Annotated in this window: 10 protein-coding genes; 1 reads left to right on the plus strand and 9 read right to left on the minus strand. The window is 62.9% G+C overall.

Going from position 1 to position 12,773, the window contains the following annotated elements:
• Positions 1–31: 31 nt before the first annotated feature.
• Both O9320_19595 and O9320_19600 read right to left on the minus strand, forming a co-directional pair.
• Positions 32–1,594 carry an ABC transporter substrate-binding protein gene (locus O9320_19595; protein ID MCZ8313056.1) on the minus strand — a complete coding sequence of 521 codons (1,563 nt, stop codon included), beginning with the start codon at positions 1,592–1,594 and terminating at the stop codon, positions 32–34.
• A gap of 72 nt (positions 1,595–1,666) precedes the next feature.
• A complete protein-coding gene (locus O9320_19600; protein ID MCZ8313057.1) occupies positions 1,667–3,232 on the minus strand; it encodes an ABC transporter substrate-binding protein in 1,566 nt (521 codons plus the stop codon).
• Positions 3,233–3,306: 74 nt separating this feature from the next.
• Between O9320_19600 and O9320_19605 the strand changes: the two genes are divergently transcribed.
• A complete protein-coding gene (locus O9320_19605) occupies positions 3,307–4,251 on the plus strand; it encodes a LysR substrate-binding domain-containing protein (protein ID MCZ8313058.1) in 945 nt (314 codons plus the stop codon).
• 322 nt (positions 4,252–4,573) lie between these two features.
• Here the strand turns inward: O9320_19605 and O9320_19610 are convergent, their stop codons facing one another.
• From O9320_19610 to O9320_19640, 7 genes are read right to left on the minus strand one after another with little or no spacing between them, the layout of a single operon-like run.
• Positions 4,574–5,443 carry a TauD/TfdA family dioxygenase gene (locus tag O9320_19610; protein MCZ8313059.1) on the minus strand — a complete coding sequence of 290 codons (870 nt, stop codon included), beginning with the start codon at positions 5,441–5,443 and terminating at the stop codon, positions 4,574–4,576.
• Positions 5,440–7,134 (minus strand): GMC family oxidoreductase N-terminal domain-containing protein, encoded by a 1,695-nt coding sequence (locus O9320_19615; GenBank protein MCZ8313060.1) that lies wholly within the window; start codon positions 7,132–7,134, stop codon positions 5,440–5,442. The genes O9320_19610 and O9320_19615 overlap by 4 nt, the downstream gene beginning before the upstream one ends.
• Complete coding sequence (locus O9320_19620) at positions 7,134–8,540, minus strand: FAD-dependent oxidoreductase (GenBank protein ID MCZ8313061.1); 1,407 nt, start codon at positions 8,538–8,540, stop codon at positions 7,134–7,136. Before O9320_19620 ends, O9320_19615 begins: the two co-directional genes overlap by 1 nt.
• Positions 8,541–8,571: 31 nt before the next feature.
• Complete coding sequence (locus O9320_19625; GenBank protein MCZ8313062.1) at positions 8,572–9,675, minus strand: ABC transporter ATP-binding protein; 1,104 nt, start codon at positions 9,673–9,675, stop codon at positions 8,572–8,574.
• Positions 9,676–9,679: 4 nt separating this feature from the next.
• On the minus strand, positions 9,680–10,519 hold the full coding sequence (locus O9320_19630; GenBank protein MCZ8313063.1) for a carbohydrate ABC transporter permease: 840 nt from the start codon (positions 10,517–10,519) through the stop codon (positions 9,680–9,682).
• A gap of 3 nt (positions 10,520–10,522) precedes the next feature.
• Positions 10,523–11,389 (minus strand): sugar ABC transporter permease, encoded by an 867-nt coding sequence (locus O9320_19635; GenBank protein MCZ8313064.1) that lies wholly within the window; start codon positions 11,387–11,389, stop codon positions 10,523–10,525.
• Between the two features lie 56 nt (positions 11,390–11,445).
• Positions 11,446–12,762: an extracellular solute-binding protein gene (locus O9320_19640; protein MCZ8313065.1), complete on the minus strand. Its 1,317-nt coding sequence runs from the start codon at positions 12,760–12,762 to the stop codon at positions 11,446–11,448.
• Between the last annotated feature and the right edge of the window lie 11 nt (positions 12,763–12,773).

Below are 12,773 nucleotides of genomic sequence, written 5' to 3' on the forward strand. Positions count from 1 at the left end.
CGTCCGGGCGTTTTCGTGGCGACGAACGATCTCACGCCCGCCAGATCTCCTCGAAGCGGATGGACCAGATTTGCGGATGGTAGGGCATGTTGCGAATGTGTTTGCGCTTCACGAGGAACGTGTCGCCGCCGGCCGCCAGAATGGCCGGCACTTCCTCATGCAAGATCGCCTGCATCTCGGCGTAGATCGCCTTGCGCTTGAGGGCGTCCGCCGTGACCATCGCTTCGTTGTAAAGCGCGAGATACTTGTCGTGCTCCGGCCCCCGCCAATGGCCGCTTTCGACAAAGGCCCCGCGCATTCTGAAAAGGCTTATGCCCGGATTGCGCGAACCGACCGCCGTCATCGCGAATTTGTGGAAGTTGGCCTTGGCGAAGTCGTTGTCGCCGGTGCGGAACTGGATGTAGCCGTCGTTCGGGCGCTCGTCGAGCGTCAGCGTGAAGCCGGCGTCCCGAACCGTCTGCTGAAGCACTTGAAAATAGCGGCCGGCTTCGGGCAATTGCGGCGACCAGTAGAGCGCGCCGAGATTGATGCCGTTCGGATAGCCGGCTTCGGCCAGCAGCTGCTTGGCCTTTGCCACGTCGCGGCCGCCTGGACGCGGAACGAAAACGGGATCGGTGACCATAAGATGGCTGTCGTTGCTGACCCAGCCGTACTTGCCGCCGTAGGCAATGCGGACGATCGCCTCGCGGTCGATCGCGTAGGCGAAGGCCTGCCGCACGCGCTTGTCGAGCCAAGGCGAGCCCGGGTGTTTAGGCAGCTGAATCACGAAGGAATAGCCGCCTTTGGAGCTCTCGATGTCGAAGGCTGGATCGTTCGCAAGTTGCACGGCGGCGCGCGCGTCGATGTTGAGAACCGCGTCGAACTGCCCCGAGCGCAGCCCGTTGAGCGCCGATTCCTGCTGCCCCTCCCGGTTGTGGATTTCGATCCGGTCGAGATAGGGAAATCCCTTGCGCCAGTAGCCGTCGAATCGCTCGAGGACCATAAGACGATTGGGATCGCTCTGGACGATCCGGTAGGGACCGGTCCCGATTCCGTCGAGGCCGATGGTTTCCAAGGGCCCCGCCTTCATGATCGGGCTGTTGTATTCCGCGAGCACATAGGGGAATTCGGCGTTGCCGGACTCGAGCGTGAACCGGACGCCGTGCTTTCCAGTCTGTTCGACCTTGGTGATCTGGCGGGCAAAGGGTGCGTTCTGGCGGTGGTATTCGAACGACGCCGTCGCGTCGGCGGCCGTCATCTCCGTCATGTCGTGGAACATGACGCCCTCGCGCAAGGTCATGTCCCAAACCGCGAGGGTCTCGTCGACCGGCTCAAGCTTGCTCGCGATCTCAAGCTCGACGCCGAGCTGCGGATTGACCCAAGTCGGCGTCGACCATATCGGTTTCGTGTTGGCATCGACGATGAAGTACGGGTGTCGGTGGTTGTTTGGTCCCGCCGAGCGCCGGTTGGCAGAAAGCTGGGCACAGACCAATGTCCCGCCGCGTTGGGGCTGCGACTGCGCGGCGGCTGCGTCGGGCAACACGGCGCCGACCGCTGTGAGGAGGGCGGCGCCAGCCCCGCCCTTCAGGATGTTACGCCGATCAATCCGGTTCATGGCAATCCTCATCGAGTTGGTATTTGGTCTTGCTTTGACGCGATCGTGCGATGCGCCTGGTACGGGATGGCCTCAGGCCTTCCAGACGCCGTCCCAGGTGATCGACCAGTGCTGCGGGTGGTTGTTGAGCCCGCGCACGTTCGGCCGCCGGATCAACACGTTGTTGCGGCCGGCCGGCAGGATGGCGGGGACCTCGTCGTAGCAGATCTTCTGCATCTCCGCGTAGATCGCTTTGCGTTTGGCCGTATCGGCCGTGACCATGGCCTCTCGGTACAGCGCCAAGTAGCGGTCGTGGCCGGGGCCGGACCAGTAGCCCGACTCGTTGTTGGCGCCGCGCATGCGGAAAAGGCTGATGCCCGGGTTGCGCGGCCCCACGGCGGTATAGGCGAATTTATGCCAGTTGCCCTTCGTCACGTCCGCGTCGCCTTGGCGGAAATTCAAATAGCCGTCGTTCGGCCGCTCTTCGATGGGCAGGGTGATGCCTGCTTCCTTCACGGTTTCCTGAATGACCTGAAAATAGCGACCCATCTCCGGCCATTGCGGTGCGTAATACAGCGTCGGCAGCGTGATGCCATTGGGGTGGCCGGCTTCGACCAGCAGGGCCCGCGCTTTGGCGACATCGCGCCTGATCGGGCGCCCGACGAACATCGGGTCGGTGCCTGCCATGTGACTGTCGTTCCCGAGCCAACCGAATCGCGCGCCGCCGTAGACGATGCGTTGGATCGCCTCGCGGTCGATGGCATAGGCGAGGGCCCGGCGAATGCGGACGTCGAGGAACGGCGAGCCAGGGTGCTTGGGCAGGATGATGACTGCTTGGTCGCCGGAGGAAGCGGGCACGACCTCAGTTTCCGCTTCGGCGGTTAGCTGGCGCACCAGGCGCGGGTCGATGTTCAGTACCGCGTCGAATTGGCGCGAACGGAAGCCGTTGATCGCACTTTCCATCTGCCCTTCGCGGTTGATCACTTCGAGGCGATCGAGGAAAGGCTGGTCTTTCCGCCAGTAGCCGTCGAACCTTTCGAACACCATCCGGCGCTGCGGATCCGCCTCGACGATTCTGAACGGACCGGTGCCGATGCCGGTCATGCCGATCTTCTCGAAATCGTCGTTCGCCGGCATCACGACGTTGTCATACTCGGCCAGAACGTAGGGAAACTCGGAATTGCCCGCGTCAAGGAAGAAGCGCAAGGAATGGGCCCCCGTCACCTCGGTCGACTTGATCTGCTGAGAGGCGAAGTTGCGTCGGCGGTGCAATTCGAAGGACGAGGCCCAATCCTTTGCGGTCACATCGCGGCCGTCGTGGAACTTCACGCCCTCGCGAATGGTCACATCCCAAACATTGAGCTTGTCGTCCGTCGGCGCCAGATTGGCGGCCAATTCGTTGACGATGTTCAGTCCTTCGTCGACCCATGTCAGCGTGTTGTAGGCGGAGCGCGTGATGAGATCTATCATGAAGTACGGATGCTTAGTGTTAGACGCGTCGCCGCCGCGGCGATTGCCCGAGCATTGCGCGTAGACAAGCGTGCCACCCCGTTTCGGCAGCACCGATTGCGCAAATGCCGATCCGAGTAGCGCGGAGTCGAAGGCTGTCATCAGGGCAGTTGCTCCGAGAAGAGCGGAGCGACGGGTGAGCTTGGGCATTGACATCTCCATAGAAAATATCTATGTTCAGGGGATCGACTTTATGTATTGTAAAGAACAAGAGTGACGGATTGATGATGCTCGACGAAAATTCCAAGGGCCCTGGTCGCCGCGAGCGGGAAATCACTTTGTCGGGCTTGCGCACCTTCGTGGCGGTTGCCGAAAAGCGCAGTTTCGCGGGCGCAGCTCAAGCCCTTGGCGTCAGCCAGCCGACGGTTTCGGTCCAGCTCGCAGCACTTGAGGACGCGTGCGGCGTGCTGCTGCTCAACCGCCGGCCGAATCTCGAATTGACCGAAGCGGGTGCCGAACTCTTCGTGCGCGCGCGCCTGGCGGTCGGCCGGGCCGAAGAGTTTGCGACGTCGGCGAAGGATCTGCGCCTGATGCAGCGCGGGTCCTTGCGGATCGGCATGTCGACGCCGCACTGCGCCCTGCCCATCGTGGCGGCGTTCATGAAGTCCTATCCCGCTGTGACCTTGACCACGACAATGGGCAACACTGCCGAACTTCTCGATCAGATCACGCGATGCCGCATCGATATCGGCGTCATGACGCTGATGGAGCCGCTTACTTCGTTCGCTTGTGCGCTTGTGTCGTCCCCGCGTCTACTCGTCTGCATGCGCGCCGACGATCCGCTCGCGCGCCGGGCGGCGTTGCGCCCGTCCGAGATTGCGGGTCGGCCAATGGTCATGCGCGAGGTTGGCTCGATGACGCGCGCCGTCGTCGAAGCGTGCTTTGAAGCCGAGCGGGTTCCTCTCGACGTGCGGCTTGTGCTGGCAAGCCGCGAAGCGACCAAGGAGGCGATCGCGGCCGGCATGGGCCTCGGCGCCGTGTTCGAGAACGAACTCGGCGAGGACCAGCGCTTGACCGGCGTGCCCTTTGCAACTCAGCCCAAACCGCACGGTGTTTATGCCGTCGCGTTGAAGGAGTCACTCGATATCCCTACCGTCCGGGGCTTTATCGAGCACGTACCCGCCGGAGCGCGCACGCCGACTGCAGCGAAATCCAAAGGACGCCGATGACCGACCTAACTGATTTTTCTTGTATCAGGGCGAATGAGAGATCTGGGCCACATCGGGCGATGTAAGGATCTGATCGGATATACGAGAAACCTCATACAGCTATGGACAATTCTCAGATCTGAATGTCTTGCTCCAAAGGAGCTCACTTAGGTCCACTTCGGCACGCCATTCGCCAATCGATGTGCCGCGCGCCGCACGACTTTAGGGGACATCCATTGGTCGTCGCCAATAGTGCCCACTTTCACCCGCTACGGCACGCCAGTGGCGACGAAAGTGAGAACTATTCGACCTTTTCAGAAATCCCTTAAGTCCGCAAAGGTGATCAGCCTTTCACAACAGCTCTATGAAGCAGTCGTCTTGCGGTGCCATTGAACGCGTCACGGCGATGCATTGTTCGGCGGTTATCCCACATGATCAGGTCGCCGATCCGCCAAGTTTGTGTCCACAAATGCTGCGGCGAGGCGTTTGATACGTGCTGCCAGAGGCGATCGAGCAGGGTTTCGCTGTCGGCAATTTCGAGGCCCATGACATAGGCATTATACCGTTTTCCCAGATAGAGCGTCTCCAGCCCAGTTTCCGGGTGACGCTGAACGATCGGATGGACGGCACCCGGTATGTTGCGTATGTCCCCGCCCGTTGGCGCGATAGTGCCAGCGCGCTGCTTACCTGAAGAGGCGTACACTGCGTCGTGCTTGATCGAGAGGCCCGAAATATCGCGTCGAAGGTCATTCGGGAGCGCCTCAAGAATTCCGACCATATCGATGAAATGGGTATTGCCGCCGCCGCTCGGAACTTCGAGTGCGCGAAGCAAAGAGGCCGAGGGCGGGCGTTCGATGAAGCACATGTCCGAATGCCAATCGGCTTCGCCCGCACCAAGCTCGCCGATCGGCACGCCGTTCTCGACGATGTTCGAAACCCTTACCAACTCGGGAAAACCTTCGATATAGACGCGCCCTGTAAGCCGCGTGCCGGGATTGAAATCAAGCTCGCCGAAGGCGCGCGCGAACGCGACATGCGTGGCGTCGTCGATCGTGCATTGGGGAAAGCGAACGACGCCGCGCTCAAGCCAAGCGCTGCGAACAGTCGGAATGTCGATCGACGCGAGGTTGGCGAAATTGACGCCAAGAATGTCGGCGCCGATTGTACCGTTTGCGTTTCGGACTTCTATGCGCGGCGGGGTTTCTTGGGTCATGCGGCAGCTTTCGGAATGAGGTCGGCAAGACGTTCGGCGAGCATGAGGGTCGGAAGATTCGTATTGGTGCGCGTAATCCGCGGCATGATCGATGCGTCGGCAACAAAGAGATTGCGCGCACCGATCACAGCACCGCTCGAATCGACGACGCTGGCGTCGTCGTTACGAGCACCCATACGGCACGTCCCGCTCGCGTGCCAAGACGTTCCGAGTGTAGAACGCACATAGTCCTCGATTGTTCGGTCGTTCTGCAGGATGTCTGTCAGCGACTCGCCGTTGGTAATGACCCGGCGAATGAGGAAACGGCGCAAAGGCTTCGAGCTGTCCATGGCAAGGGCGCCGATCCGCGAAAGAAGTTCGTTGCGCAAAATAGGGCGGCTCAGTCCTTCGATCCGTTGCGACAGACGCGCGGGGAAAACGTCGCTGACCGTCTCGGGGCGCAGATGGTCGCTCAGCACGGTTGCGACAAGCCGGAAGCCACCGACAATGCGCCGCACGTCGCGCGGGTCGGACATGCCGTTGAAGTCGATGGCGGGTGCCACGTGCGGGTCGCCGCTCCGCAAGGCGACGGATCCGCGCGAATAGGGAAGGGCGATATAGGCGCGCAGCGCGCAGATGCGCGCACCCACCGCGTGCCACATCGCGCGCGCACCGCCGGACAGCACCATGTCGGACGGCTCGCATCCGGCGACTTGCGACGAATAGCGCAGATACGCCGTCACCGCGCGCGAGGGCGGCACCGTGCGGCCGGTCGGTTCGGTGTAGGCCGAGATCGATACGATCGGATGGTCTTGGAGATTTTTGCCGACACCGGGCCGGTGCGCGATCGTCGCGATCCCGTGACGGCCGAGCGCGTTGCCGTCGCCGATGCCCGACAGCATCAGAATTTGTGGCGTGCGCAAGGCGCCCGCAGCGAGGATCACGCGTTCGGCGTCGAGGCGGACGGGCTCGCCGTCGCGCATCGCTTCGACACCGACGGCGCGCCCGTTTTCGGTCACGACGCGCAGCACACGCGTCTGGGTCAGAATCGCGAGATTGGCGCGCGCCCGCACGTCGGCGCCCAGATAAGCGCGCGATGCCGAATGGCGCGTCGTGCCGTCGTTGCTGAAGGGCAGCGGGCCGTAGCCGTCGCCGAATTCGCCGTTCAAATCCGGAATATGGGCAAAACCTAGGCGCGACCAGGCGCGCGCATAGGCGGCCGTGACCGAATCCCACGTCGCACTGTGCGTGCGCTTGATGGCGATGGGACCGGTCGTGCCATGCAGGTCGCCGCCGAAATCGAGATCGGTTTCGAGTTTGCGGAAATAGGGCAGCACCGCCGTCCAGTTCCAGCCGGCTGCGCCGCTCTCATGCCAATGCTCGTAGTCGGCTGGCGCACCGCGCAACGCGATCTGACCGTTGATCGACGAGCCGCCGCCCAGCAGCATGCCTTGTTTGTAGGCTGCGTCGTCGCCGCCTTGGGCATGTCGGGCGCGCAAGTTCGGCCAGAAATACTGCGGATCGACGAAAGCGCGGCCGCCATACGTATCGGTCAGGTCGGCGCGCGCCTGCGCATCGAAATCGGGGCCTGCTTCGACAAGGCAAACGCGGCGACACGGATCCTCGGACAGGCGCGAGGCGAGCACGCAACCTGCCGAGCCGCCGCCGACGATCAGATAGTCGGCCCGCGTACCTGGGACCGACATTCCCATCAATGCGTACCTTCGAGCACCGCTCCTTGCATCGCGAGCCCGTCGCGAAGTTTGCGTATGGGCACGCTGCGAATGTCGCCCGGATCGTTCGAACGCAGGCTGATCGCAGCACCGAGACCGGCCGCTTCGCCTTGCGCCATGCACGGCCCCATGACGCGCGCCGAGCCGTGCGCTTCCCGATCGGCCGACATGCAGCGGCCGGCGACGTAAACGTTTTTGATGCCGCGCGCCACGATCATGTCGTAGGGCATGTCGTACGAGCCGCCATGGCGCACCGGGATGCGCACCTGCTTGATGCCGTCTTGGTGGATGTCGATATGGTGCGAGCCTTTACCAATCCCGTCCTCGCGTTTGCGCGCGTTCAGCACGTCGTCGCCGGTCAGCACGTAGTCGCACACGATCCGGCGCGTCTCGCGGATGCCAACGCGATGCGACAGGCCGCTGAAATGCGCATTCTCGAAGCCCGGGACGCGGCGGCGCATGAATCCCACGCAGCTCCAGACCTGATCGACGAGCGTGCCGAACGCATCGGACAGTTTGACCGTGTCTGTCGCGTCAATATTGGCGATGCGGGTCGTGTTGACCGACACTTCGCCGCGCTCGGCCGACACGGGGATGATGCCGATGAGAGCGGTTTCGTATTTGAGATCGCCGCTGCGGATCCCCTCTTGGATCATGGGGCCGTTGCCCTTGATGAACACGGCCGGCTGGCCCTGTTCGTAGAGTTTTTCGGCGCATTGGCGCGCCGTTAGCTCGGACCCCATCCATTCGCTTTCGCCCACAGCCAGATTTTCGGGCGCATCGACGCAGAATTGGAGCAGACGTTTGGAATCGACGCCCGAGATTCGGAACAGCATCGTCAAAGGCTGGTACTCGCCTTTATCGTTCGAGACCATGGTGTCCGCACCGGCTTGCACGGCAAGATCGCCGTCGCCCGAACAGTCGATATAGACCTTTGACGTGACCAGCGTGCGTTGGCGCTTGTTGAGGATGACCACGCCGGTCACTTCGCCGCCGCGCGTTACGACATCTTCGGCAAACGAATACATCCAAACATGCACGCCGTGGCGCCGCACGACATTGCTGACGGCGACCTTCATGATTTCGGGGTCGATGCAAACATACCAGATCAGCCGCCAATCCTTGACCGGGCCGATATAGCCGCCCAGGCGCGCATGCTCGTCGAGAATTTCTTTGAGCACGCCGCCCACGACCCATTCGCCGCGCGCATTGAGCGCGCCGTCGACCGGCAGACCGGTGATCAGTTCGCCGCCGATCATCGAACCGGCTTCGACCAGCAGCGTCTTGGCGCCGTTCTTGGCCGCACTGATTGCCGCCGCAATTCCCGCACAGCCGCCGCCCACGACAACAACGTCGTACTGCGCATGCTCGATTTTCTGGGCCATATCCGTCTCTCTGCCATTGGGTTTCAAAAAGTCACATTTCGCCGTGATGCCGGCTTGCGCCCGACTCGCGGTCGAACAGATGGATGCGCGTCGGGTCGAGTTGCAGACCCACATTGTCGCCTTCGCCGAAGCGGGCGGCGCGCGGGTCGGCGCGCGCGAGGATCTCCTGGCCGTCTTGCGTGCGCACGGTCAGAAAAAGATCGGGTCCTGCCAGTTCGCTGACCAGCACGATGCCGCCGACGGTTCCCGGCGACGACGCAGGCAGTGCGGCGACAGCCTCGGCGCGCACGCCAAGACGGATCTCGCGCGGACCGTCGACCAGTGCGGCCGATGCGGCGAGCGGTATCGTGCCGCCGGGAAACGCAAAAAAGGGTGCCCCGGCAACGTTCGTTAAAGCGCCATCGACAAAATTCATCTCGCGGTCGCCGACGAAGTTGGCGACGAACGCGTTCGCCGGCCGGTCGTAGATTTCGGCGGGCGAGGCAATTTGCTGCAATCGGCCATGGTTGAAAATCGCAATGCGGCTCGACAGCGTCATGGCTTCCGACTGGTCGTGCGTGACATAGACGATGGTCGAGCCGAGTTTGGCGTGCAGCGCTTTGAGATCGCGGCGCATGCGGATGCGCAAGCGCGCATCAAGATTCGACAGAGGCTCGTCGAGCAGAAACACCTTGGGATCGCGCACCATCGCACGACCCAGCGCCACGCGCTGCTGCTGGCCGCCGGAGATTTCGCGCGGATAGCGGGCCAGCAGCGCTTCGATGCCGAGGGTCTGCGCTACCGCCTCGACTTTGGCGCGAATGGCGCCCGCATCGGGCTGCGGTTTGCGCGCTTCGAGCGGGAAGGCGATGTTCTCGAACACCGTCAGATGCGGATAGAGCGCGTAGTTTTGGAACACCATAGACAGATCCCGCTTTTCCGGCGGTAGGCCCGTCACGTCGCGCCCGGCGATCTCGATTCGGCCCGCATCGGCGTCGATGAGGCCTGCGAGCAAGCCGAGCGTGGTCGACTTGCCCGATCCCGACGGCCCCAGCAGCGAAAGAAACTCGCCCGACGCGACTTCGAGATCGAGTTGCGCCAGCGCGACGTTGGCGCCGTAGGATTTCGAAACGCCGCTGAAAAGAACTGCCGACATGCGCTCAGCCTTTGACCCCGCCGCCGGTCAGGCCGGAGACGAAATGCCGTTGCAGGAAGACGAAAATCGCCACGATGGGTACGATGGAAACGACGGATGCCGCGAGCAACGGCCCCCATTCGCGTCCGTAGAAGCCGAGATAGAAATAGATCGCGACCGGGAACGTGCGTGCCGCTTCGCTCGACGTCATGGTGACGGCGACGACGAAGTCGTTCCACGCGAAGACGAGCACGAACAAGCCGGCCGCGATCAGGCCCGGCTTCGAAAGCGGCAACACGACTTTGACCAGCGCGCGCATTGGCGAGCAGCCATCGACGCGCGCCGCATTTTCGATTTCGACGGGCAGCGACAGGAAATAGCCGTAGAGCATCCAGACGACGACGGGCAACTGATAGGCGCTGTAGAGAAGAACGAGGCCGATGCGCGTGTCGGTGAGCCCGACCGTGCTGAGCAGCGTGAAGGTCGGCACGAGCAGCGAGGCGATCGGGATCGACATGATTGCGACGGTCGCTGCCATCAGCCCGTCGCGGCCGCGGAACTTGAAACGCGCGATCGCGTAGCCGGCGAACGCGCCAAGCGCCAGCGTCAGCAGCACGCTGGCCGCCGACACGGCCAGACTGTTGGCGATATAGTCGGCTGCTTGGTCGGCGAATATCCGCCGGTAATGTTCGAGCGTCGGCGTTTCGGGAAGCAGGCGCGGCGGAAATTCGACGATCCGATCGGACGGTTTCAGCGACGAAAAGAACCCCCACAGGATTGGCAGCAATGCGACGGCCGCAATGACGGCGTTGACGAGCGTGCGCGCGAGCCGGCGACGGAGCATTTCGGCATAGGGTGCGGCCATCGCCTACAGCCTCCCGGCGCGTTTGAACAGTCGCAGCAGCAATGCCACCAGGGCGAGATTAGCGAAGAACACCACCACCGCCAGAGCATTGGCGGGGCCTAGCACATGGTCCATGAAGCCGAGCCGGAACATCTTGAGGACCACGACTTCGGTGGCATTGCCGGGCCCGCCGCCGGTCAAGATTAGCGGAAAGGTCAGGATATTAACGAAATGGATCAGAAGTCGGACGAGCGTGATCAGAATTGGAATGCGCAACAGCGGCAGCGTGATGCGCCGAAACCGCATCCAGGCATCGGCTCCGTCCACGCGGGCGGCTAAGTGCAGCCCGGGCGGGATGCTCTTGAGGCCGGCCAGCAGCATGATCATGGCAAAGGCGGCATCGCGCCACATGGCGTTGAAGACTAGGGCGGCCATTGCTGAGTTGGGGTTTGCGAGGATGGACGTGTCGCCAAGACCGAGCGGACCCAGCGCCAGCTGGGCAAGTCCCGCTTCCTGCGAAAACAGCCATTTGAGCAGCATCGAGCCGACCAGCATCGCGATCATGTAGGGAACGAGCACGACCGCGCGCATGAAGGTCGCGAGGCGGCCGTCGCGTTCGAGCCAGAGTGCGAGCGCAAAGCCCAGGGTGAAAGTGAGGATGAGCGAGAAGAACGCGAAGATCGCGGTCACGGCGAAACTGTTGAGGATCTCGGGCGACGTCAGCACCCGCACATAATTGTCCCAGCCGACGAAACCGCGGATCTGGAAGAACCGGACATTGTGCAAGCTGTACCAAAAGCCGATCGCCAAAGGGGCAACGACAAAGGCCAGCTCCATCGCAACCGCAGGTGCAACAAGACGGTAGGGAACCCAGAGTTCGGCGCGGCGCATGCGGTTTGTGTCTTCCGGAAGCCGGGCGGCGGTTGCCCGCCGCCCGGCGATTCCTTCTATTGGCGTTCTTGGGTGGCGCGTTCGGCCTGGCGCAGCGCGTCGCTGGGCGAGCGTTGGCCGAGCACGACTTGCTGCGTCGCCAGATTGAAGTCGGCAAAGGTGCGCGACCAATTGCATTGGCCCGGCATCATGAAGCCGCTGCTGGCGAAATGTTCGGACACGAGCTTTAGCGGGGCATTGGCCGGTTCCTGCATGCGCGGCGAAGCCGCCAGGCTCTTGAGCATCGGAACCTGGCCGCCGGGCGCGTTCCACAGTGCCATCGCGTCGGGGCTGGCCATATGGTCGATGAAGCGGGCCGCGTCGCGCAGGCGCGGCGAATTGCGCCACGCAACCGCGAACCAGCCGGTAATGACGGTGGGGCCGGCCTTGTCGGCCGTCCAGCCGGGGATACCGACTTGCGCCAGATCGTCTTTGTTCCAGCCTGCGGCCGTGCGCTGGATCTGCTCGAACCGGCTGTTGGCGATGATCATCATGCCGTAGCGGCCGGCGGCGAACTGGTCGATCGCGTCGTCCGACGTCATCGCGATCGCTTCGCGTGGCGTCACGCGATGTTTGGTGATGAGGTCGCTTTGCCACACCAATGCCCGTTCCGCGTCTTGGGTTGCAAGACGCGCACGACACTTGTCACCGAAGATGCCGTTCTGTGCGCCGACCGTCGCAAGAACGGCCGGCGTGGCCGAGAACCGCTCGGTCGCAAGGCCGAGGCCGAGGCCCCAAATGTCGGGATTTCCGTCGCCGTTGGTGTCGCGCGTCATGCGTTTGGCCGCTTCGAGCACGCCGTTCCAAGTTTTGAGGCTGTCGGGCGCCAACCCGGCTTGGGCCAGCAGGTCGCGTCGGTACATGAGCGTCCAGGTAATCGCCATCAATGGCATTGCGAGAACACGCCGATCGACCGTCACGGCGTCGATCGCGGCGGGCACGGCCAGATCGGCGCGCCGCTCGGCCGACCAGGTATCGAGCACCAGCGGTTTGAGATCGGCAGCCGCATCGGTGTTGAGAATGAGGCCGAGATTTTCGGCATTGACCCAGCAAATGTCGGGCGCATTGCGCGTATTGTGGCCAAGCACGAATTTTTCGGCGAGCGTGGTCCAGACTTGCGGCTCGACGCGGATTTTGACGGTCGGATTTCTGGCTTCGAACGATTCGATCATTTGCTTGAGCGCGGACTCGCGCCCGCCCGGCCGCGACGGATCGAGAAACGTCCACATCGTAACGGTCGTCGGCACTTGGGCGTCGGCGCGTCGCCAGACCGCTGGGATTGCCAGAGCGCTTGCGCCCAGGAGGGCCGCGCGTCGCGTCGTGTCGAAGGCCATCTGCGTTTCTC

Source organism: Magnetospirillum sp. (assembly GCA_027532905.1).
Taxonomy (GTDB): Bacteria; Pseudomonadota; Alphaproteobacteria; order CACIAM-22H2; family CACIAM-22H2; genus Tagaea.

Coding starts and splice junctions, on each gene's coding strand:
- O9320_19595 (MCZ8313056.1), bottom strand. CDS start 1,594: ATGAACCGGATTGATCGGCGTAACATCCTGAAGGGCGGGGCTGGCGCC.
- O9320_19600 (MCZ8313057.1), bottom strand. CDS start 3,232: ATGCCCAAGCTCACCCGTCGCTCCGCTCTTCTCGGAGCAACTGCCCTG.
- O9320_19605 (MCZ8313058.1), top strand. CDS start 3,307: ATGATGCTCGACGAAAATTCCAAGGGCCCTGGTCGCCGCGAGCGGGAA.
- O9320_19610 (MCZ8313059.1), bottom strand. CDS start 5,443: ATGACCCAAGAAACCCCGCCGCGCATAGAAGTCCGAAACGCAAACGGT.
- O9320_19615 (MCZ8313060.1), bottom strand. CDS start 7,134: ATGGGAATGTCGGTCCCAGGTACGCGGGCCGACTATCTGATCGTCGGC.
- O9320_19620 (MCZ8313061.1), bottom strand. CDS start 8,540: ATGGCCCAGAAAATCGAGCATGCGCAGTACGACGTTGTTGTCGTGGGC.
- O9320_19625 (MCZ8313062.1), bottom strand. CDS start 9,675: ATGTCGGCAGTTCTTTTCAGCGGCGTTTCGAAATCCTACGGCGCCAAC.
- O9320_19630 (MCZ8313063.1), bottom strand. CDS start 10,519: ATGGCCGCACCCTATGCCGAAATGCTCCGTCGCCGGCTCGCGCGCACG.
- O9320_19635 (MCZ8313064.1), bottom strand. CDS start 11,389: ATGCGCCGCGCCGAACTCTGGGTTCCCTACCGTCTTGTTGCACCTGCG.
- O9320_19640 (MCZ8313065.1), bottom strand. CDS start 12,762: ATGGCCTTCGACACGACGCGACGCGCGGCCCTCCTGGGCGCAAGCGCT.